Here is a 21941-nt window from a genome sequence, read left to right as displayed (position 1 = left end):
CCAGCGATTCGGCGGCTAAAAGCCGACCCCCGACCAGCGCCCGAGTCAACCTCCAACCTTCAACCGCACCAGTGAGAATCTACCGCTTCCGCGTCCTGATCGACCACCCGAGCGAGGCCTTCCGCGACATCGAGATCGGCAGCGAGCAGACCTTCAAGGAACTGCATACGGCCATCAAGGATGCCTTCGGGTTCATCGGGCAGGAGATGGCGTGCTTCTACGTGAGCGACGAGGAATGGGGCAAGGGCCCGGAGATCCCCTTGGCGGATCTGGGCTTCGCCGAGGAAGGCGAGGTGCCGGCGCTGATGGACCAGGTGCTCATCAGCGACCATATCCGCAGCACGAACCAGCGCTTCGTTTACGCCTACGACTTCCTGCATATGTGGATGTTCATGGTGGAGCTCATCCATGCCGGCGATCCGGAACCGGGCATCACCTATCCGCGCGTGGTGCTCAGCATGCACGAGGCGCCCGATGAGCACAGCAAGGAGGACGACCTCTCGGCCGGCATCCTGGAAGAGGATCCTTATGCGGTGGGCGAAGAGGAGCATCAGTTCGAAGAGGGCGAGGATGAGGACCTCTTCGGCGACGAAGGCGATGAGGGTGAAGGCCATGATGAATTCAGCCAAGGCGGTGGCGAGGACGATCCGTTCCGCTGATGCCTGAACGCGCGCTCGTGATCATCGGCGGGCCGACCGCTTCGGGCAAGACCGATGCGGGCATCGCGCTCGCGAAGCACTTCGGAACGGAGGTCATCAGCGCGGATTCGCGGCAGTTCTACCGGGCGATGCGCATCGGCACGGCGCGGCCCTTGGAGCACGAGCTGCACGGCGTGAGGCATCACTTCCTCGGGCATTTGGAACTGGAAGAGACCTGGAGCGCGGGCCGCTTCGCCCGTGAAGCGGAGCCCCTGCTGCAAGAGCTGCTCGCCAAGCATGGCATCGCCGTGCTCGTGGGCGGCAGCGGCCTGTACATCGACGCGCTGGTCAAGGGCCTCGACCCGTTGCCGGCCAGCGACCCCCGATTGCGCGAGCGCTTGCAGAAGCAGCTCGAGGCGCGAGGCCTCGATTCGCTGGTGCATGAATTGGAGAAGATCGATGCCACCACCCACGCGCGCATCGACCGGGCGAACCCGCACCGCGTGATCCGCGCGCTCGAGGTATGCCTGCTCACCGGCAAGCCGTACAGCGAGCAGCGCACGGGCGCACAGGACCGCGCGGACATGCGCATCATCCGCATCGCCATGGACCTGCCGCGCGAACAGCTCTATGCCCGCATCGACGAACGCGTGGACCGCATGATCGCCGAGGGACTTGTGGAGGAAGCGCGCGCCCTCCTTCCCCATCGCTCGCTCAATGCGCTGCAGACCGTCGGCTACAAGGAGCTCTTCGCCCGCTTCGATGGCGCGTTGGACCTGGCTGCGGCCATCGCCCTCATCAAGCAGCACAGCCGCAATTACGCCAAGCGGCAGGTCACCTGGCTCCGGCGCGATGCATCGTGGCACTGGCTCCCGCCCGCCGATCATCTCGCGCACATCGCCCATGCGGAGGCCCAGCGATGACCGGCTCCTCCGCACCGCGGTCTGGCTGATCCTCGGCCTGGGCCTCGTCGATCGCGCCAACGTCCTCTTCGGTTTCGCATTCACGCACATCGGAATCGACGATGCGCTGATCATGCAGGTAGCCGCCGATTACGGCAACGGGATCTTCCGCGAGCCCTTCCTCTACGGCCAGAACTACAACCCCATGCTAGAGGCCCTGCTCGCAGCGCCCTTCATCCGCATGGGGGCCGCGCCGTGGATCGTCCTCCCCATCGTCACCTCGGTGCTCGCGCTTCTCCCGTTCTGGTCGTGGAGCCTATGGGCGCTCCGGAAAGGCGCATTGGCCCCTGCCTTGGTGATCGCCCTCGCGCCGATCGTGCTGCCCGCGGAGTGGGCCATGATCACGAGCATGCCGCGCGGCTGGGTGCATGGGCTCGCGCTATTGGCCTTCGTGCCTTGGGTGCTGAATGTGCGCCATGCGTGGACCAGGCACCTGCTCTCGGCCTTCACGCTGGCGGCCGCGCTGCTCTGCAATGCGAATGCACTGCCTGCTGTTGCAGCCGTCGCGCTTTGGCTGTTGCTGCGCGATGGAAGGCATGCTTCGCTTTGGATCAGTGCGGCCCTTGCTTCCGCGACCGGTTATGGCGTCCATGGTGCTGCGCAAGCATGGTATGCCGCCCGACCCGGTTCCGTGGTGCATGGGATCGGCGCGAATGACCTGGCCTTCAACCCGTGGTTGATCATCGACGGGCTCGCGAACATCGGCTTGCACTTCGAGCACCTGCATCCCTTCGGCGGCTTGGGCTGGTTGCCCCTCGCCTTGCTGCTCGTTGCCGCATTCGTGCTCTTGCGTCAAGGCGAATGGCGCGTGGCGCTGTCCATGATCGCCGCGATGACCGTCTTGGTCCTAGCGCTAGGCATCCCCAAGGTGCATGAAGGATGCGCGAGCGTATTCTTCCCGCGCTCGCGGATGATGCTCAGCGTGCCTTTGCTCTTGGCGGGCATGCTCGCCTGGCTGCTGCGGGGCTCACGGGTCCCGCGCTGGTTCGCGATCGCGGGCCCGATCCTGGCGCTGATCACGGTCCTCGCACAGGCGCAGGCGCTGGAAGGCATCGTGGATCGCGAGCTGGCCCAACAGGAATGCGCCTGGGTTCGCGAAGAGCCGTTGGGATCAGTGCGTGACCGTTGCGAGGCGATTCGAGAGACGGCCATCACCAACGGTTGCAGCTTGATCGTTCCCATCCGCTGGCCGCACATCAAGGTGGACCATCGCGCGCATTTCACCGCGCACCTCACCTGCTACGCCTGCCCGGTGCTCGTCGAGGGCTTCCCGTCGGCCTATGGGGCAGGTTACGACCGTCGGTCATGGGTGCGCGAGGCGCATCAGCAAGCACCGCAAGGACGCGTGCTCTTCATCGGCGGGGATGGTGCCGCTTGGCAGCGCGCGGTCGCCGGTGGCTTGGCCATCCAGGATGTCAGTGACCAGGGCGTCACGATGCACATCGCGCAATGCGACTCGATCGCCATCAGCGATCTCATCCTGCTCCTTGGTATTGACGATGACCTTGACCTTTGATCACAGCTGCACGCCGATCAGCAGCACATCATCCACCTGCTCCTCATCGCCCTTCCAGTGGCGGAAGCGGTCGCTGATGGCTTGGTGCTGATCGTCCATGCCGAGGCCCGCGGTCTCCACGAGCCATTGCTTGAAGCCCGTGCTGCGCAGCTTCCTGCCCTGCGGCCCACCGAACTGGTCGGCGATGCCATCGGAGAAGAGGTAGATGCGATCGCCGGGAAGGCATCGCGCTTCGTGCTGGGCGAAGGGCTTGTCGATGCCCTCGTGGTAGCCGATGGGCATGCGGTCGGCCTTCAACTCGGTGATCGCGCCGTTGCGCACCAGGTAGAGCGGATGGTAGGCACCGGCGAACCGCAAGGTGGCGCTGCGCTCATCCACGACGGCCACGCTCACGTTCATGCCATCGCGGTGGCTCATTTCGAGCTCGCCCCTGTTCAGCACCTGCTCGAATCCCGCGCGCATGGCATCGAGCATGGCTGCGGGCTCCGTGATGCGGCGCTGCAGCACCACCTCCTCGAAGAGCGAGGCGCCGATCAGGCTGAGCAAGGCGCCCGGCACGCCATGGCCGGTGCAGTCCGCCGCTGCGACGATTTTCTTCCCATCCACCTCGGCGAACCAGAACAGATCACCGCTCACGATGTCGCGCGGACGGAAGAGGATGAAGCTCTCGGGGAACAGCGCGGCGAGGTCAGCCGCTTCGGGCAGCACGGCGCGCTGGATGCGCTGCGCGTAGCGGATGCTGCTGAGCAGGTCGGCGTTCTGGCGCTTCACCAGCGCCTGCTGCTCGCTCACCTTCTCCTGCAAAGCGATCCGCTCGTGGATGTCGCGGATGAAGAGGATGATCGCGGGACGGCCATCGTAGCTCGTGACGCGCGCGCTGCTCTCCACGGGGAGCACGGCGCCGCTGGCGGTGAGCATCGGCACATCGTCATATACCGCGCCCTTCTTCTCCCAGGCATCGGCGATGCGCTCGGCGCTGCGGTGCAGCATGCTGTCCGGGTGCAACTGGAAGATGGTGAGGCCCTGCAGCTCCTCCCGCGCATAGCCCAGCATCGTTGCGGCCTTGTCGTTCGCCTGATAGATGCGGCCGTTCACGAAGTTGATCACGAAAAGCCCGTCGTTGCTGCCCTCGAGCACTTCGAGGTAGCTGGACCGGTCGCGCTCGAGGCGCTCGTGGCGCGCACGCAGCCGGTTGTAAGCGAAGGCCAACCCGGTAGCGGCGCCGAGCAGCGCCACGGGCACGGCCACCACGGCCAAACCGATGCTCAGCTCCATGATGCTGCTGGTGTTGCCGGTAGGCCTTGGAGCGCGCCGAAGATCAGCTCCGGGTCCAGGAACTCGCCGACCCGATCGGGGCGCGAGACATAGCGTACCGTGCCTTCGATGTCGATGAGGAATGAAGCCGGCAGCGGGATGCCTTGCTCGTAATCAACGCCCATCTCGAGCATGGGGTTGTTGTACACCACACCGTATTGCCCGCTCACCGCTTGGTCGTTGTCGCTGAGCATGCGGTAGCCCACGCCGATGCGCGCCACCATGTCGCGGTTCACGTCGATGTTGTCGGGGCCGATGGCCACCACATGCACGCCCTTCTCCGCGAAGCGCTGCCGGTTGCGCTCGTAGGTGCGCAGCATCATGTGGCAGCCGGGGCACCAATCGCCGCGCACGAAGACGAGCAGCACCGGATGCCTGCCGGCGAATTCCGATAGGCGCCTCATCTGCCCGGTCTGGTCGGGCAGCTCGAAATCGATGGCCTGCTGGCCCACCTGCACCTTGTAGCCGAAGCGCGCGCTGCGCCGGATGCGGAAGCCGTCCTGCACATAGCTGAAGGTGAGCCCGAGCGCGCCGACGATGGGCAGCAGCGGCGCGAGCCAGAGGTCCCAGGCGAAAGGCTGGCCGCTGACCGCGAGCGCGTAAAGCCCCGCAGCGGCGACCGACATGCCCGAGTCGAGCCAGAGCAGGTTCACATAGGTGAACTGCTGCATGAAGGCCTGCCGCGCAACGATGGCCGTGCCCGCCAGCAGCATGACCAAGGAGAGCATGGGCCAGGTGCTGTAGCGCAGGTCCAGTGCAATGCCGATGGCCAGCGCCGTGAGCAGGATCAGCGTGAATTGGTAGTTGCTCGTGTACTTCTTGAACTCGAGCTGCACGAAGCCGTGCGCGAGGACGAGCATGCCGGCCATCAGCATGGGTTCACCGAACAGGAGGGGCACCGCCGAGGCCAGCAGCAGGAGCACGGCCAGGCTCGTGAAGGGGTGTATCCGCGTAAGCACGCGCGTCTTACGCAATGCAGCGACCGATGTTGCCCGGGAAACCGTTCAGCGGGCGCGGTACTTCGCCCAGTTGATCAGCAGCACCCCGAGCAGGATGATCATCAAGCCGCCGATCTCGGTGGCGCCGATCTGCTCCTTGCCCAGCCAAACGCCGAGCAGCACCGCCACAACGGGATTCACATAGGCATAGGTGCTCACCTGCGTGGCGGGTCGCACGCTCAGCAGCCAGACATAGGCGCTGAAACCGATCACGCTCCCGAAAACCACGAGATAGGCCTCGGCGATCCAGGCATTCCGCGGCACCTCGGCGAAGGAGAAGCCCTCCCATTCCCCCAGGGCGAAGCTCACCACCAGGAAGCACACCGCACCCGTCAGCATCTGCCACGCGCTGTTCGCCGTGTTCGAGAGCTTCACGGGGTTGTACTTGCTCCACACCGAGCCCGATGGCCAGGCCAGGATGCCCAAGGCCAGCACCGCGATCGCCGTCGCCTCCGCCTCGAAGCCCTGATCGGTCAGTTGCACGCTCAACCGCTCCCGGAAGAGCAGCCACACGCCCGCGATGCCCGCCGCTATGCCGATCATGGTGGTGGGGCTGCGGAAATTCACGCTCCACTGCGGACGGTCCACCACGGTGAAGGTGAGCGGCGCCACGGCGATGGCGATGGCCGCCACGCTGCTGGGCACCGTTTGCTGCGCCCACACCACCGCGCCATTGCCCACGAAGAGCAAGAGGAAGCCCACGAGCAGCACCTTCCACAGGCCGTTCTCCGGTACAACGCTGAATCCCTGCGCGCGGGTCATCGCGAACATGATCGCGCTCGCCGCCGCGAAGCGCAGGCCGCCGAGCATGAAGGGCGGGAAGCCCGTGAGCGCTTCCTTGATGCCGTAGTAGGTGCTGCCCCAGATGATGTACAGCGCCGCGAAAGCGAGGATGACTTTCAAGCGGGAAGGCGCGGCGGGCACGGGTGCGAAGATGCCGCAGCCAAGCTGAGTTGCATCGAGAATCTCTTCACCCTCCGCCCCTACCTTCGCCCGGTACCCATTCGACGCCATGGCCCGCACCAAGACCGCCCCCGAAGCCGAGATCAGCTTGAGCGAATTGAAAGAGGAAGTCCTGCGCGACTACGAGCTCTGCGTGCTCAGCCGCGAGGCCTCGCTCATCGGCCGCAAGGAGGTCCTTGGCGGCAAGGCCAAGTTCGGGATCTTCGGCGATGGCAAGGAGCTGGCGCAGGTGTGCATGGCCAAGCAGTTCCGCGATGGCGATTGGCGCAGCGGCTACTACCGCGACATGACCTTCATGTTCGCCATCGGCCAGCTCACCGTGCAGCAATGGTTCGCGCAGCTCTACGCCCACGCCGATGTGAGCGCCGACCCCAGCAGCGCTGGCCGCAGCATGAACGGCCACTTCGCCACGCGCAGCCTCGACGACCACGGCGAATGGAAGGACCTGATGGCCCAGCCGAATTCCTCGCCCGACATCTCTCCCACGGCCGGACAGATGCCGCGCCTGCTCGGGCTCGCCCAAGCCAGCAAGGTCTTCCGCAACAACGAGGCGCTGCATGGCCACACGCACCTCACCGACCGCGGCAACGAGGTGGCCTTCGGCACCATCGGCGATGCCAGCACCAGCGAGGGCCACTTCTGGGAGACCCTGAATGCCGCCGGCGTGCTGCAAGTGCCCATGGCCATGAGCGTTTGGGACGATGGTTGGGGCATCAGCGTGAGCAAGGCCTACCAGACCACCAAGGGCAGCATCAGCGCGCTGCTCGCAGGATTCCAGCGCGAACCCGGCACCAACGGCATCGAGCTCTTCAAGACCAAGGGCTGGGACTACGTGTCGCTGAACCGCACCTACGAGACGGCCATCGCCCTGTGCCGCGCCGAGCATGTGCCCGTGCTCATCCACGTGGAGGAGGTGACGCAGCCACAGGGCCACAGCACCAGCGGCAGCCACGAGCGCTACAAGAGCAGCGTGAGCGATTGGATCCGCGACAAGGACGGCAACCGCGTGGAGGAAGTGCCCCTGCTCGATTGGTACAAGGTGTACGACTGCAACGTGAAGTTCCGCGAGTGGATCCTGAATGCGCGGCCGGGCGGCGAGCTGATCGCCAGCGTGCAGGAATTGGACGAGATCGAAGCGAAGGCCAAGGCCGATGCGCGCGCAGCGCAGAAAGCCGCGTGGAAGGCTTTCCAGGATGAGATCAAGACGGAGCGGGAAGAGGTTGTGGGGTTGATTGAAGGGTTCGGGGTTGAAGGTTGCAATGCCATTGCCGCGGAGCTGAAGGCCGAGATGTCTCCCGGTCGCAAGGAGGTGCTGAGCGCCGCGCGACGCGCGCTGATCGCATCCGGCGGCCATGCGCCCGCGCTGCAAGCCTGGGTGGACAACGCTCTTGCCCTCAATGCCGACCGCTACGGATCGCACCTTTACTCGCAGAGCGCGAAGAGCTGCTTGCGCGTGCCCGAAGTGCCCGCTGAGTACGCCACCGACGAGCAGGTCGATGGCCGCATCATCATCCGCGACAACTTCAAGGCGCTGTTCGAGCAGGAGCCGCTGCTGCTCACCTTCGGCGAGGACACCGGCAAGATCGGCGACGTGAACCAGGGCATGGAAGGCATGCAGGCCCAGTTCGGCGAGCTGCGCGTCTCCGATACCGGCATCCGCGAGGCCACCATCCTCGGACAGGGCATCGGCTTGGCGCTGCGCGGCCTGCGCCCCGTGGCCGAGATCCAATACCTCGATTACCTGCTCTACTGCCTGCAAGGCATGAGCGACGACCTGGCCACCGTGCTCTGGCGCACCAAGGGTGGACAGAAATGCCCGCTCATCGTGCGCACGCGCGGCCATCGGCTCGAAGGCGTGTGGCACAGCGGCAGCCCCATGGGCATGATCATCAACAGCCTGCGCGGCGTGGTGGTGTGCGTGCCGCGCAACATGCAGCAGGCCGCCGGCATGTACAACACGCTGTTGCAAAGCGATGACCCCGCGCTGGTGATCGAATGCCTCAACGGCTACCGCAGCAAGGAGCGCCTGCCCAGCAACCTCGGCGCCTTCACCGTGCCCATCGGTCAGGTGGAAGTGGTGCGCGAAGGCACCGACCTCACCCTCGTGAGCTACGGCAGCACTTTCAACCTCTGCGCGAAGGCCTGCGAGACGCTCGAAGGCATGGGCATCTCCGTGGAGCTCATCGATGCGCGCACCCTCCTCCCCTTCGACCGCGCGCACCGCTGCGTGGAGAGCTTGCAGAAGACCAACCGGCTGCTGGTGGTAGATGAGGACGTGCCCGGCGGCGCCAGTGCCTTCATCCTCCGCGAAGTGCTCGAAGTGCAGGGCGGCTACCGCTACCTCGATGCCGCACCCGCCACCCTCACCGCCAAGGCCCACCGCCCCGCCTACGGCAGCGATGGCGATTACTTCAGCAAGCCCAGCGTGGAGGATGTGGTGGAGAAGGTGATGGGGATGGTGAGGGAATAATCATTGGCCATGAACCGGATCCACCTGCTTCCTGCACTCCTGGTAGTAGCGCTTTGCCAGGCCCAGAGCGGTCCTTGGACCATCTACAACACCAGCAACTCAGGCCTGCCCTCGAATTACGTTCGGGCGATCGTGCAGGATGGGATGGAATATTGGATCGGCACCGATGCTGGCGCTGTGCGCTTCGATGGTGTGGACTGGACGGTTTACAACACGCAGAATTCCGGCCTGCCGCACAACAACGTGCGAGCCATCCTGATTGACGGCACAGATAAATGGTTCGGCACCGCCGGTGGCGGTATCGCCAGGTTCGATGGTATGAACTGGACGGTGTTCAACACCCTGAACTCCATGCTGCCCTTCAACACCGTGCTGAGCATGACCATGGATGAAGAGGGCCAGCTCTGGATCGGCTGCGCGAACACCCCCCTTGCACCCTTCCTGGGCGGGGCGGCGCGCTTCGACAAGGTGTCGTCCTGGACCATCTATAGCAGTGCCAACTCCGGGCTGGTGTACAACAACGTGCGCACCATCAACGCGGATGACCTCGACGACGTCTGGTTCGGCACCCTTGCAGGGCTTTCGCGCAAGCAAGGAAACAACTGGACGACCTATACCACAGCGAACTCGCCCATGCAATGCGATGACGTGCGTGCGCTGGTGCACGATCCTGACGGTGACCTGTGGATCGGAACCTACGGTTGCGGCACAGCCGGTGGCGCCCTTGAGTTCGATGGCGTGAACTGGGAGGTCTACGACACCACCAATTCCTCTTTGCAATTCGGATCCGTAGGCACCATCCATATCGACACCTGCGGGGATGTCTGGATGGGGAACGTTTTCTTGAACCGTTTCGATGGAACTGCGTGGACGCTGTACGACACGGCGTTGTTCGATATCCCCAGCTACAATGTGACGCTGGTGACCGAGGATGACCAGCACCGCATCTGGGCGGGCACGGCCGATGGTGGGATCGCCGTGTTCGACAACGACTGCGGTTCCGTTGTAACGGGTCTTGATCCTTCCATCATCGCCCCTTCCATAACCCTCGCACCGAACCCGGCGACGGACCTGGTCGTGCTCCACATCAACAACATGGGAACCGGTCGCTGCGACCTCACGGTGTTCGATGGGATGGGACGCCGCGTGCGCTCCACACCCAACATGGACGGGCAGGATATCACCATCCAGCGGAATGGCCTGCCCGCCGGTCCCTATTCATGTATTCTGCGCACCCAGCACGGTGAAGCGTGGATGGGATCCTTCATCTTCGAACCATGAGCTTCACCGCCAGAGCATATCGCCCCGCCTACGGCAGCGATGGCGATTACTTCAGCAAGCCGAGCGTGGAGGATGTGGTGGAGAAGGTGGTGGGGATGCTTGCTGAGTAGGGTGGCGCTCCACGGCTTTCAAGCGTCTTGGCGCTGCGCGCGTTTCGAGATCGCTTCGGGCCTCTGGCCCTCGCGATGACCGGCTCCGCGAATTGATGCGCGGAGCCGGTCATCGCGAGGCTGGCCGACAGGCCAGCCGAAGCGATCTTGCCACCTGTGACCGGGATCTGAGGCGCGACCGTGCCACCTGTGACCGGGATCACCAGCCAACGCACATGACCGCCTGGGTGTACATCATGACCAACAAGCCCAACGGCGTGCTCTATGTGGGCGTCACCTCCGACCTCAAGGGCCGCGTGGCCAAGCACAAGAGCAAGGCCTACCCCAACAGCTTCTCTGCCGAGTACAACCTGGACAAGCTCGTGTACTTCGAGAAGATCGATGGCATGAGCAAGGCCATTGAGCGCGAGAAGCAGCTCAAGGCCGGGAACCGGGCGCGCAAGGTGAAACTGATCGAAGGGATGAACCCGGAGTGGAGGGATCTGGGCGGACAGATACCTTAGCATGTCTCATGAATCTCAATATCGCCTGCACGCTCACCGCCAAGACCCACCACCCTGCCTACGGCAGCGCTGGCGATTAATTCTCGAAGCCGAACGTGAAGGATGTGGTGGAGAAGGTGGTGGGGATGGTGACGGAGTGACGAGGCCACGTTCAGCAGCTCCGCGGGAATTGGGGAGCCGCTGAGCGGATGCCTCCTTGGCTACATTCGCTGATAAGCTTGCGGTGATGGAGGCCTAAATCTCAGAACAGTGATCACACATGAGTAATATTCTTCGGCGCTCGATAACGGCTCGCTCTTGCATCGTCATCCTGCTTTCGTTGGTGTTGAACGCGAGCATGTCGCATGCTCAGAGGAAATGGGACTATGTGTACTCGCCTATCGACTTCGACATTCTTGGTGAAGCCGCTCCGCTTGGACAAGCGCCAACAGGGTCTGGGTTCTTCTGGGGCAATTCATTTGACTACGCCGTCTATTCATTCACCAATATCCTACGCGATATCAACGCGAACAAGAAGGAAGAGCAACAACAGGCATTGCGCGCCCAGCAATCCATGGCCAAGCTGAACATGATCAAAGGGCAATACGCCAGCTATCCTGAATACCCTGAAGCCATAGTAGATGGTTGGCATAATGTAGTCGTAACGGACAACATGAACTTCTGCAGCAACGCCAAGGTTCTTGTCAAGGACAATCGAATCATCAAGTTCGTTGTGAATGAATGCGTCCCTTTGAATTTCCTCGCTATGTCTCCGATCAGAAACGGGAAGACCATCATCACGTTGCGAGGAGCAAATAATGACCAATTGAACATCATTGAGGTCTATTTCCTATTCGACTTGGACGAGCCTGTTCTGGTTGATAAACCGGAGCAACCGGGATATGTGTGCTTCTGGACCACAAGTCAATCCTACGACAAGGTGCATCTGAAGTTGGATGGACAGTGGATGGAGAAGATGACCGTTGAATTCGATGACATGCCAGATTGCTTCAGCAACGGCATGGTGTGCCGCATTCTTAAGCCTGGTACATATAGCTATATGGCACAGCGGAGTGGTGGGGCTGATTCTCAAGGCACTTTCGAAGTGAGAAAGAACGAATGCCTTCGGATACGGATCCATTGATACCAATTATGCTCAAACCCGCACAGGTTTCCGGAAGCGCCAGCCCTTAACAAGAACCTCCGCAGTGGTCTGTCCGCTGCTCTTGAGCGGACGACCCTGCGGCCACGGAGACCGAATCATCAGCGCCTTAATGACCCCGGCCGAATGACCCGTGCTGCAGGGTCCGCCCGCTGGGCGCTGTGCCAACGCGCGGCGACACCGTTGTGAGGGTAACGTGGTGGTTACTGCTAACGGAGACCCTGGCGAGGTTAAGACCCTGCATAGGTGAAAGGTGAACGCAGGGTCCCCGAGGACAGGAGACCATGCGGCGGTTCAGATGGCCTCCCAGCTGGCCTGCACGTTGGGGTCGCTGGCCGTCGCAGATCAATTGTGACATGGGTCTATTTGTCCTGCAGCCTTGCGCAAGGAGGCGGTGCTCAAGAGCATATGGCCGCCGGTGCCCGGGAAGTACTGGGTAATGGAATGGGCGGCGTCCGGATCGACAACGACCCCGTTCCACCGTTCCTCGCCTTTGATGAGCGTAAGGATGAGCTCCGTGAAAAGGATCTGGAAGAGCTCTACACCCTCCTCCGTCTCCGGAATCTCTTCCACGGTCGTGAACACATGCAGGACCGGATGCGGGTTTCCATCGACCACAGTTGTGAACGCGCTGGTTCCATCGGCCTCGAAGAACATGGGGACAATCACGGTGAATTTCTCGGCCATCATGGTCTGGATGAGTTCGAAACCACGCTCTTCCGTAGGGTTCTCCACGAAGAACATCATGGCTGCCCGCATGCGGGCATTGTCGGGCACCATGCCGCTTACGTTGTTCTCAGAGTAGTTCATGTTGCGCACCTTAACGCCAAAGACGAAGGTAATTGCATGCCGGTGCTTCCTTTCGCATGATCTGGAGTGAGCGCCGCACCATCACTAGCGAATCTCTTCTTCCAAGCCCGCGCAGCGTCCTCGCCGAGTGCCCCCCCTTGAGCACAACCTACGAAGGGTCTGGCGTTGCAAAGCGAGCGGAGCAAGATGGACCCTGCGGCGGTTCAAAGCGCCTACATTCGTTCGCACGGCAACACCGCATCAACTACCAAGCACCCATGACAACCCTCAATTTCCAAGACGCGCAGAAACGATTCGCCGAGATCCGTGAGGAGATCAAGAATCTTCAATTGGAAGCAGAACAGCTCCTTCTAGCGCATCAAGGCCAGGACAGGCCGGCGGGGTATGGCAAATGCGACCACTTCGATAGCTGTGGTTGTGATATCTATAACAACAGCACTGTACCTGCAGTTTGTGGCACCTATAGGAATGGCAGAGAATGCGGGCACTATGCGTCAGAACATGCGTTCTGATCGGTTAGGGCATTAGGCCTCCGCAGGGTGCCCCCAAAGTTTCGAGGCGGTCTGTCGTGCCATTAAGACCTGGCACCTCCTCCCTCGACCACCGCTCGACCCGTCGTGCTAATCACGACAACCCAACGGCCGCACCAGAACGTCCATCAACACGTTCGGCTCACTGCACCACCAAGCGCTCGTGGAGCAAGGTCCCTCCGCGATCCACACTGAGCACATAGGCACCCGTTGCCCATCCGCTCACATCGAGCACGAGCGGATCCGTCCGCATGGTGCGGGTGAGCACCAGGCGGCCGGTCATATCCGCGATGCGCAGCACATCGTTCGCACGCGCATTCACGCGCAGCTCACCATGCGCGGGATTGGGGTAGACCAGGCGCCCCCCTGCAGCGCCCCCCTGCTCGAGGCCCATCACCGCGTCGTACTCCCCGATGGTGATGTTGTCCAGGTACACGGTCTCGTCATAGAAGGGCGCCGGCAGCCAGTCCTTGCTGATGCGGATGGTGAGCTCCGCGTTGTCGTAGAGGTTCCATTGGCCCGTTCCGAAGGCCAGATCATACCACTGCGCGGGCGCCGTGGGCACGAAGGCGCTGTCCGTGTTCGTGCCGGAGAAGTAAAATTGCGAGAGGGTGTACCACGGCCCCACGGGCAACGTGCCATCGCAGAGGTCGCGCAGGTAAAGGCCCACATTCGCGAAGCGCACCATTGGGTAGTTGGTGCCGGCGATCTTGAAGCGCACGGTGGGCATGCTCAAGCCGCTGAAGTCGAAGTTGCCGATGCGCACCTCCACCTGCTCGCCTGCCAAGGGGGAAGGGGCCGGTGGCACCACGATGCAATGCGCGCTGTTGTAACCCGTGGCGGCGGACACCTGCCAGAGCTGTCCGCCGTTGTCGACCAATGCGGCGTTGGCATCCGGGAAGGCGAAGCCGTCCTCGAAATCCTCTGCATAGGGCACTGGGCCAATGGCGAGCCCGTTGCTGCTCCCGCTGTTCAAGGCCACGGGGATGACCTGCTCCACCGAATCGCACACCGCACCCGCGCACGCCTTGAGCTTAACCGTATAGCTCCCCGCAGCCGTGTAGGTGAGCACCGGCGAAGCCTGCGTGTTGGGCGCCATGCTCGCTCCAGCATGGGTCCAGATGAACTGGTCGGCCACCAGGCAGGTGACGAGCGGCACCACTGTGACCACGGCATTGCTGCAACTCGGCTCCACGCTGTAGTGGAAGTCCACATTGAGCGCGCAGGGCACCTCGGGCTGCACGCCGGTATCCTCGAGGTTCTGCGCGGTGACGTGCATGTGGCGCGGATAGGCCAGGTCGGTCATCACGGCGGCCACGCGCCCGGCCTGGCCTTCGGTGAACATCCGGCGACAGCTTGAATAGTCCATGATGTTGTCCACGTTCTCCACCACGCCTGGGGTGCAAACCGTGAGGGTGGTGTCGCAGGTACCGGGCGAACCCATGGTGACCGGGGTGTCCAGCACGCCATCATCGCCGCAGGCCACGCCCGGGTTGTTGCTGTTGCCGAAGGTGTGGTAGAGCCCGAGCCAATGCCCCACCTCGTGGGCCAGGATGCGGCCATTGCCCGCGTGCGTCCGCATCCAGAAGATGCCATCGTTCGGGTCGTTCGGATCGCCGCCCGGCTGCGGGATCGTCGCGGAGGAGAAGGCGGACACGCCGTAGAGGAAGATGTTGAGGTACTTCGATGGATCGAACGCCGCGCCGGTGATGTTCGGCGCGCCGATGCTGATGTCGTAGTAGTGGTACACGATGCCCGAGATGCAATTGCCCGACGGGTCGAGGTGGGCCAGGCGCAGTTCCACCGAGAGGTCTCCGATGATCGGCTCGAACGCTGAGCACACATCGGAGAGATCATCGTTGGTGCCACGGAGCACTTCGTTGGCCACGTTGATGGAGTTCCGGATGGTCCATGGCGCAACGGGCTGTTGGATGTCCGAGTAGAACACGTGCACCACCGTGGGGATGATGAACTGCGGACCGCCGCCGCGCGTTGGGGCATCCATTGGGATGCTGAGCGGCAGCGGGCCTTGGGGAGCCAGGGTGCCGCACTGCGCGAAGGCTCTTATCGCGATCACCAGAGCAAGGCAGGTCAAGGATAAGCGATGGCCCATGGGATGGTTTCAATCCATGACGGGCGAGGGCATCGCGGAGGTTGTTCCAGACCAGAGAAGTCCTGGGGCGAGCCGTTCGCTTCAGCGATGCCTCATCGCCGAAGGTCCGCCTCTCCTGCTTCCGCATCGGATTCATTGTGGATCGCGCAGGTTGAATTGGCGCCCCGATCGCGACGGCCTGGATCGCAGGAGTGCCTGAAGCGAGACGACACTTCCTCTTGTCCTTCGGCCGAATCCCCAGCTCCATGCATCCGCGATCCGTGGCCATGCCAGAATCGCCTCCGCGTTGCGGATGACCGGCATCTGACCCGCGCCAGGACTAGACCGCCGCAGTGTGTCCTCGAACCTCCGCATTGGTCGGTCCGCCGCACTTGAGCGGAGACCCTGCGACCCCGAAGATGCAGGCATCATTCTTCTCGTAGGTGCCGCCGAATCCGTCCGCCGCGCACGGCACACAGCCCTACTCCACCACCAACCTCCCCTTCACCTCCCGCTCCTTGCTGCGCGCCACCACCAGATAGGTGCCGTGGCCCCAATCGCTGGCATCGACCTGGATGGTGCCGGTGGCTTGGGGGATGCTGTGCACGGTGCGGCCGCGGATGTCCATGAAGGTGAGGGACCATGCGTTCGTCGCATCGGGCAAGGTGATGCGCACAGGACCGTGCGATGGCACGGGCGCGATGAGGAGCTCGCTTGCTTCGGCGTGCTCCTCGATGCCCACGAAGGCGCAGGGGCACACCCATGGCTCGCGGCCCAGGTCGGGGTCCTGCATGCCGAAGAAGAGCGCATGGCCCATGTCGGCGAGCTCGTGCGGCCAGCTGGTGTCCGGACCCGGAAGGATGTCGGCCAGCAGATAGGTGCCCGCCTCGGTGCCATTGGTGTACCAGAGCTCGGCGCCATGCACGCCATCGTCGGCGCGGAAGACCACGCCGCCGCAGGCCGCCGTGAGATCGCCAACAAAGGAGGAGCTCGGGCCCGGCAGGATGTCCTTGACGAGCCAGGTGCTGCTGCCATCGCTCGCGTAGAGCTCGTAGCCCACGGCTGTGCCCGACGCATAGCCGAAGAAGTAGTAGAGCCCATTCGCCGCGAGGCTCTCGAAGACGCCGGTGCTCGATGCGCCGGGGCTGAAGTCGCTCACCAGCTGCGTGCCCGCCTCGGTGCCGTCGCTCACCCACAGCTCATCGCCGTGGTCCGCCGTGCGTGCCAGGAACATGAGCCGATCGCCCACCACGTGCAGGTGGCTGATGCCGGAAGGCTCGGTGCCGGGATTGATGTCCTTCACCATCCACGTGCCCGCCTCGGTGCCGTCGCTGCGCCAGAGTTCAAGGCCATGGTCGGCATCGGCGGCGGCGAAGTAGGCCACCTCATCCAGTGCGTGGATCTCGCCGGGATCATCGGTGGAGCTGCCCGGTGCGATGTCCTTGATGAGCGCGGTGCCGGCTTCCGTGCCATCGCTGCGCCAGGGCTCCCAGCCGTGCACGCCATCGTTGGCCCAGAAGAAGAGCAAGCCGTTCACCACCCGCATACGGCTCACGTTGCTGTTCATCGTGCCCGGATAGATGTCCTTCACGAGCGAGGTGCCCGCCTCGGTGCCATCGGTGCGCCAGAGCTCCACGCCGCTGCTGCTTCCGTTTGCGGCGAGGTACACCGCTCCGTTGAATTCCGTCATCTGGTTGGGCATGCCATGGCCCGGACCGGTGTTGAAGTCCTTCACCAAGGCGGTGCCCGATGCGGTGCCGTCGCTCCTCCAGAGCTCCATGCCGTGCACGCCGTCGATGGCCCCGAAGTAGAGCTGGCCGTTGACCGCCTGACACTCCAATATGCCCGAATTCCCATCGCCGGGGTTGATGTCCCTGACGAGAATCGTCCCCGACGGGGTCCCGTCGCTCTTGTAGAGCTCGCGTGAGGTGGGCACATCCGTCGCGCTGAAATAGATGCGGCCGTTCATCAGCACCGGCAGCATGGGCATTGATCCGCAGACCCCCGGCCAGATATCGCGCAGCATCTGCGGCGTTTGGGCGTGGCTCGCGCCAGCCAAGGTCAATTGCACGATGAGCGCGGCGAGCGGGGATCGGCGTGTCATGGATCGGGTGGTTCTTGGTTGCGGCTCCTGGCGTCGTGAAGATCGGGACTGTCCATCAATCAGCACTGCGATTCCTGAGCGGCTTGGCACCGGTGCCGTTCCATCGGGCATCGGACGGCGCGGGGTATCGAAGCCCTGTTGGTTGCAGATAGGCGTATAGAGGACGCTCTCGCTTGCATCGTCGAGCGGAGAACGCGTGGAAGGGTGGGTCGGCATCGCATGGGGCCATTCACGACGGCGCGAACGCAGGTGAACAGGGTTTTAGTGCCTTGGGGGAGCAATCGCTTTCCCCCTGCATGTGCATACGACCGCATGTCTGCGCATCAACGCCTTTCTGAAGCGCCTCGGGCTGCAGGGCGGATCACTGGGACCACGGATCGGCGATCCGCCCGTCCTCACCTCACCATCGCCACCCCGAGCCCGCTGATACGCGATCACTCGGTCGCACTTGCATCATCACGCGCCAGCGACCTTGATTCTGATCCTGCCATTCTTGCTTCAACGGATAGGTCCTGAAATCGATGCTAACCCCATCTTCGCCCTCCCCAGCAGCGGGATGAATCACATGCGCCCTCTCCTCTGCCTCATCCCCCTCGTTCTCCTGCTCCCTGCTTGCGAAGCCATCACCGGCAAGGAGCTGGCCCGGCTGCCCATTGAATCGCTGAGCACGCCGGAGGACCTGGTGATGGGCGAGGCCACGCTGAACCTGAAGAAGGATGACGTGATTGCGCTGTGGAGCCACCTCGATCTGGCGTACGACGGCGTGGCGGCGCTGCGCATGCGCGTGCGCGTGGTGAAGGACGATGCCGACCTGCAGCTCTTCGAGCTGGACCCCATGGAGAAGAACGTGACCATCGGCGAGACGAAGACCGAGCTGAACGGCCACACCGAATGGAGCTTCACCGGCAAGAACGGCGAGTACACCGTGCCGGAGGATGGCGCCTACACCTTCAAGGCGATCCTGACCGCCGAGGAGAACCCGAGCCTGGTGTTGAAGAAGGCGGAGCTGGTGCTGAAGCAGTGATGGCTCGGTAAGCGAGAACCTCCGGATGGACCATTACGCCGCCCTCGGCCTCACGCACGAGGCTACCGCTGATGCGATCCGCGCGGCCTACCGCCGTTTGGCCAAGGTGTACCATCCCGATGTCTCCGCGCTGCCCGATGCGCAAGCCCGCTTCGTGCGCATTACCGAAGCGTATGAGGTGCTCGGCGATCCGGCCAAGCGCCTGCGCTACGACCATACGCGGCACAGCCCGAGCCCGCGCCGTGCCGCGCCGCGCCAGGAGCCGCGCTACGAGCGCGACGTGAACCGCTACCAGCGCGAGGCCCGTGCGCGCGCCGAGCAGTTCAGCAGGATGAAGTATGCCGACTTCGACGCGCAGTACTTCGATACCGCCTTCGGCTACTTCGCGCCCAAGATGCTCGGCTGCTTCGGCATCGCTGCCGTCTTCCTCGTCGTTATGCTGCTGCTGATCGCCGCGACCTTCATGTTCGACCTGAACGTGGGCTGGGCGTTATTGGCCATGCTCCTGCTCATCCCTTTGGGCGTGTGGGCGAGCACGGAGTTCGATGCCTGGCACAACCGACGGCAGCGCAAGCGGAAGACCGGGATGCCTTGAGGCCGTGGTCGGTCCCGATGCGATCCGGCGCCAACGCGCATCTTCGCCCCATGCCTTCCCGCGCCTTCGACCGTCGCACGTTGATGCTCGTGACCGTGGCCGCCCTCGGCTATTTCGTGGACATCTACGACCTCGTGCTCTTCAACGTGGTGAAGCGCGAGAGCCTCGAGTTCATCCTGGGCGCCGGGCATCCCGACATCAAGGACCGAGGCATCGACCTCTTCAACATCCAGATGCTCGGCATGCTGGTGGGCGGCGTGCTCTGGGGCGTGTGGGGCGACAAGAAGGGCCGCATCACCGTGCTCTTCGGAAGCATCCTGCTCTACTCCATCGCCAACATCGCCAACGCCTTCACCTTCGACCTGGTGAGCTACGGCGCTGTGCGCTTCATCGCGGGCGTGGGCCTCGCAGGCGAATTGGGCGCGGGCATCACGCTGATCGCCGAGACTATGCCCCGCGAGAAGCGCGGCTGGGGCACCATGATCGTGGTCACCGTGGGCGCGCTGGGCGCCGTGGCCGCGAGCATCGTGGGCGGCTATGGCGAGGGCATCAGTGCGTTCATTGAATCATTCACCGGATATCGCTTGATGAACTGGCAGGTGGCCTACGTGGTGGGCGGCGCAATGGGCCTGGCCCTGCTGGTGCTGCGCATGGGCACCTTCGAGAGCGGACTGTATAAGAGCACGGAGAAGATCGAGGTGGAGCGCGGCAGCCTGCGCATGCTCTTCGGTGATCGCACGCGCGCGCTGCGCTACCTGAAGACCATCCTCATCGGTGTGCCCATCTGGTACGTGATCGGATTGCTCGTGAGCCTGAGCCAGGATGTCGTCGTGCCCGAGCTCGGCATCGATACCAGCGCGCTCGATGCGGCCGGCAAGCAGCGCATCAACGGCACCGCCATCCGCTACGCCTACATCGGCCTCAGCCTCGGCGACCTCCTCAGCGGGCTCTTGAGCCAATGGCAGCGCAGCCGCCGCAAGGTGATCATGCTCTACCTCGGCCTCAACCTCGCGCTCACGCTCTTCTTCCTCTTCGGCATGCGCGGCGCCACCATTGCCACCTACAATTGGATGTGCTTGGCGCTGGGCATGGCCACCGGCTACTGGGTCATCTTCGCCACCGTGGCCAGCGAGCAGTTCGGCACGAACCTGCGCGGCACCGTGGCCATCACCGCGCCCAACTTCGTGCGCGGCAGCATCTACCCCATCACCATGATCTTCCGTGCCTTGGTGGTGCCCGTGGGCAACGTCACCGCGGCCCTGCTCGTGGGACTGCTCTGCATCGGCGGCGCCTTCTGGGCCGTGCGCCGCAGCACCGAGACCTTCAGCAAGGACCTGGATTTCGTGGAGGAGTGAGCCTCACGCCTCTTCTTCCTCCTCTTCACTGCTTGTGCCCAGCAAGGAGCCCAGCACATCGCCGAAGCGGTGCCCGCGCGTGAGCTTGCTGCGCCCGATGCGGCTATGCTCAGCCATGCCGTGCAGCATGAACTCCATCCACAGCGGCACTTCCTCCGGCTGCAGATACGGCTGCTTGCCGGTGACTTTCTCGCGTAGGCCCGGCACCGCAGCGAGTGATTTCAGGTGCTGCGCATCGGGCGCATCGGCCAAGAGTTCGAGCTGATCGTTGTCGAACCAATCGAGCAGCGCGGAGTAATCGTCGCGGCCTTGCGGCTTGCGGCTCGCCTGCTCGGCGGCACGACGCGCCTTCACGGCATCGGGGAAGAGCTCCTTGAACACGTTGCGGATGGCGGTGGCGATGAGGATGCGCGCCACGCTGTCGGCCCCCTCCTGCTCGCCCTCGTACACCAGCTCGATCTTGCCGTTGATGGCGGGCACCACCGCCCAGAGGTCGGCGATGCGCGCCACGGTGCGCTCCTCGCCATTGCGAAGCGCGCGCAGCTCGGCCGCGCCGATCAGGCTCTCCAGCGCGCTGATGGTGAGGCGCGCGCTCACGCCGCTCTTCGGGTCGACGAACTCGCTGGATCGGGCCTCCATCGCGATGCGCTCCACGAGCACCCGCAACAGGTCAGGCACGCGCACGCGGGTGGCCTGCTCCGTGGTGGTGCGCGCCTCCTGCGCGGTGATGCGCATGCCCAGCTCGATGCTCTCCGGATAGTGCGTGAGGATCTGCGTCTGGATGCGGTCCTTTAGCGGGGTGATGATGGCGCCCCGATTGGTGTAATCCTCCGGGTTGGCGGTGAAGACGAACTGGATGTCGAGCGGCAGGCGCAGCTTGAAGCCGCGGATCTGCACATCGCCTTCCTGCAGGATGTTGAAGAGCGCCACTTGGATGCGCGGCTGCAGGTCGGGCAGCTCGTTGATGACGAAGATGCCGCGATGGCTCCGCGGGATCAAGCCGAAGTGGATCACGCGCTCGTCGCTGTAATCGAGCTTCAGGTTGGCGGCCTTGATGGGATCACTGTCGCCGATGAGGTCGGCCACGGTGACATCGGGCGTGGCGAGCTTCTCGGTGTAGCGCTGGTCGCGGTGCAGCCAAGTGATGGGCGTGGCATCGCCGTGGGTTGCGATGAAGTCCTTCGCGAAGCGCGAGATCGGCGCCAGCGGATCGTCGTTGATCTCGCTGCCCTCCACCACCGGGATCCATTCATCGAGCAGCTGCACGAGCGAACGGGCCATGCGCGTCTTCGCTTGTCCGCGCAGGCCGAGCAGGTTTATGCTGTGCCCGGCGAGGATGGCGCGCTCGAGCGCGGGGATCACGGTGTCCTCGTAGCCGTGGATGCCCTCGAAGAGCGGCTGCCCGGCACGGATGCGGGCGATGAGGTTGGTGCGGAGCTCGGCCTTCACGGAGCGCGGCGCGTAGCCGCTCTTCTTCAGTTCGCCGAGGGTGGTGGGCTGTTTCATCTGTTGGGTCGTTGGGGCGCGCCAGACGC

The 21941-nt window shown here is 63.6% G+C and carries 17 protein-coding genes; 10 read left to right on the top strand and 7 right to left on the bottom strand.

What is annotated here, in order from left to right; genetic code table 11:
• Positions 1 to 71 precede the first annotated feature (71 nt).
• Genes IPK70_13250 through IPK70_13240 form a run of 3 tightly spaced genes read left to right on the top strand, consistent with a single transcriptional unit; the run spans position 72 to position 3116 of the window.
• On the top strand, positions 72 to 659 hold the full coding sequence (locus IPK70_13250) for a hypothetical protein (GenBank protein MBK8228125.1): 588 nt from the start codon (positions 72 to 74) through the stop codon (positions 657 to 659).
• A complete protein-coding gene (gene miaA, locus IPK70_13245; protein ID MBK8228124.1) occupies positions 659 to 1561 on the top strand; it encodes a tRNA (adenosine(37)-N6)-dimethylallyltransferase MiaA in 903 nt (300 codons plus the stop codon). Before IPK70_13250 ends, miaA begins: the two co-directional genes overlap by 1 nt.
• Positions 1542 to 3116 carry a hypothetical protein gene (locus IPK70_13240; protein ID MBK8228123.1) on the top strand — a complete coding sequence of 525 codons (1575 nt, stop codon included), beginning with the start codon at positions 1542 to 1544 and terminating at the stop codon, positions 3114 to 3116. Before miaA ends, IPK70_13240 begins: the two co-directional genes overlap by 20 nt.
• Here IPK70_13240 and IPK70_13235 read toward each other — a convergent pair whose 3' ends face one another.
• Genes IPK70_13235 through IPK70_13225 form a run of 3 tightly spaced genes read right to left on the bottom strand, consistent with a single transcriptional unit; the run spans position 3117 to position 6331 of the window.
• A complete protein-coding gene (locus tag IPK70_13235; protein ID MBK8228122.1) occupies positions 3117 to 4391 on the bottom strand; it encodes a SpoIIE family protein phosphatase in 1275 nt (424 codons plus the stop codon). It abuts the gene before it with no gap.
• A complete protein-coding gene (locus IPK70_13230) occupies positions 4382 to 5404 on the bottom strand; it encodes a redoxin domain-containing protein (protein ID MBK8228121.1) in 1023 nt (340 codons plus the stop codon). The genes IPK70_13235 and IPK70_13230 overlap by 10 nt, the downstream gene beginning before the upstream one ends.
• A 30-nt stretch (positions 5405 to 5434) precedes the next feature.
• Positions 5435 to 6331: an EamA family transporter gene (locus tag IPK70_13225; GenBank protein ID MBK8228120.1), complete on the bottom strand. Its 897-nt coding sequence runs from the start codon at positions 6329 to 6331 to the stop codon at positions 5435 to 5437.
• Between the two features lie 109 nt (positions 6332 to 6440).
• On the opposite strand from IPK70_13225, the gene IPK70_13220 reads away from it, so the two are divergent.
• The 4 genes from IPK70_13220 to IPK70_13205 all read left to right on the top strand — a co-directional run bounded on the left by IPK70_13220 (position 6441) and on the right by IPK70_13205 (position 11878).
• Positions 6441 to 8861, top strand: a complete 2421-nt coding sequence (locus IPK70_13220; GenBank protein ID MBK8228119.1) for a transketolase — start codon at positions 6441 to 6443, stop codon at positions 8859 to 8861.
• A gap of 9 nt (positions 8862 to 8870) precedes the next feature.
• Positions 8871 to 10142, top strand: coding sequence for a hypothetical protein (locus IPK70_13215; protein MBK8228118.1), 1272 nt, complete (start codon positions 8871 to 8873; stop codon positions 10140 to 10142).
• Between the two features lie 325 nt (positions 10143 to 10467).
• Complete coding sequence (locus IPK70_13210; protein ID MBK8228117.1) at positions 10468 to 10755, top strand: GIY-YIG nuclease family protein; 288 nt, start codon at positions 10468 to 10470, stop codon at positions 10753 to 10755.
• A 259-nt stretch (positions 10756 to 11014) separates the two neighbouring features.
• Positions 11015 to 11878 carry a hypothetical protein gene (locus IPK70_13205; protein MBK8228116.1) on the top strand — a complete coding sequence of 288 codons (864 nt, stop codon included), beginning with the start codon at positions 11015 to 11017 and terminating at the stop codon, positions 11876 to 11878.
• A 363-nt stretch (positions 11879 to 12241) separates the two neighbouring features.
• Here IPK70_13205 and IPK70_13200 read toward each other — a convergent pair whose 3' ends face one another.
• From IPK70_13200 to IPK70_13190, 3 genes are all read right to left on the bottom strand, one after another.
• Positions 12242 to 12706 carry an SseB family protein gene (locus IPK70_13200; protein ID MBK8228115.1) on the bottom strand — a complete coding sequence of 155 codons (465 nt, stop codon included), beginning with the start codon at positions 12704 to 12706 and terminating at the stop codon, positions 12242 to 12244.
• 672 nt (positions 12707 to 13378) lie between these two features.
• The gene (locus IPK70_13195; protein ID MBK8228114.1) at positions 13379 to 15349 is read right to left on the bottom strand and encodes a T9SS type A sorting domain-containing protein; all 1971 of its coding nucleotides are present in this window, start codon (positions 15347 to 15349) and stop codon (positions 13379 to 13381) included.
• Between the two features lie 460 nt (positions 15350 to 15809).
• The gene (locus tag IPK70_13190; protein ID MBK8228113.1) at positions 15810 to 17432 is read right to left on the bottom strand and encodes a hypothetical protein; all 1623 of its coding nucleotides are present in this window, start codon (positions 17430 to 17432) and stop codon (positions 15810 to 15812) included.
• Positions 17433 to 17997: 565 nt separating this feature from the next.
• Between IPK70_13190 and IPK70_13185 the strand changes: the two genes are divergently transcribed.
• The 3 genes from IPK70_13185 to IPK70_13175 are packed head-to-tail and all read left to right on the top strand — an operon-like array spanning position 17998 to position 20406.
• Positions 17998 to 18456, top strand: coding sequence for a hypothetical protein (locus tag IPK70_13185; protein ID MBK8228112.1), 459 nt, complete (start codon positions 17998 to 18000; stop codon positions 18454 to 18456).
• A 25-nt stretch (positions 18457 to 18481) separates the two neighbouring features.
• Positions 18482 to 19051, top strand: coding sequence for a J domain-containing protein (locus IPK70_13180; GenBank protein MBK8228111.1), 570 nt, complete (start codon positions 18482 to 18484; stop codon positions 19049 to 19051).
• A gap of 50 nt (positions 19052 to 19101) precedes the next feature.
• Positions 19102 to 20406, top strand: a complete 1305-nt coding sequence (locus IPK70_13175; GenBank protein MBK8228110.1) for an MFS transporter — start codon at positions 19102 to 19104, stop codon at positions 20404 to 20406.
• A gap of 3 nt (positions 20407 to 20409) precedes the next feature.
• Here the strand turns inward: IPK70_13175 and IPK70_13170 are convergent, their stop codons facing one another.
• Positions 20410 to 21912 (bottom strand): sigma 54-interacting transcriptional regulator, encoded by a 1503-nt coding sequence (locus IPK70_13170; GenBank protein MBK8228109.1) that lies wholly within the window; start codon positions 21910 to 21912, stop codon positions 20410 to 20412.
• Positions 21913 to 21941: the final 29 nt, after the last annotated feature.

The sequence above is a fragment of the Flavobacteriales bacterium genome (assembly GCA_016712535.1).
Classification (GTDB): Bacteria; Bacteroidota; Bacteroidia; order Flavobacteriales_F; family PHOS-HE28; genus PHOS-HE28.
This window is presented reverse-complemented; position numbering and strand designations above follow the sequence as displayed.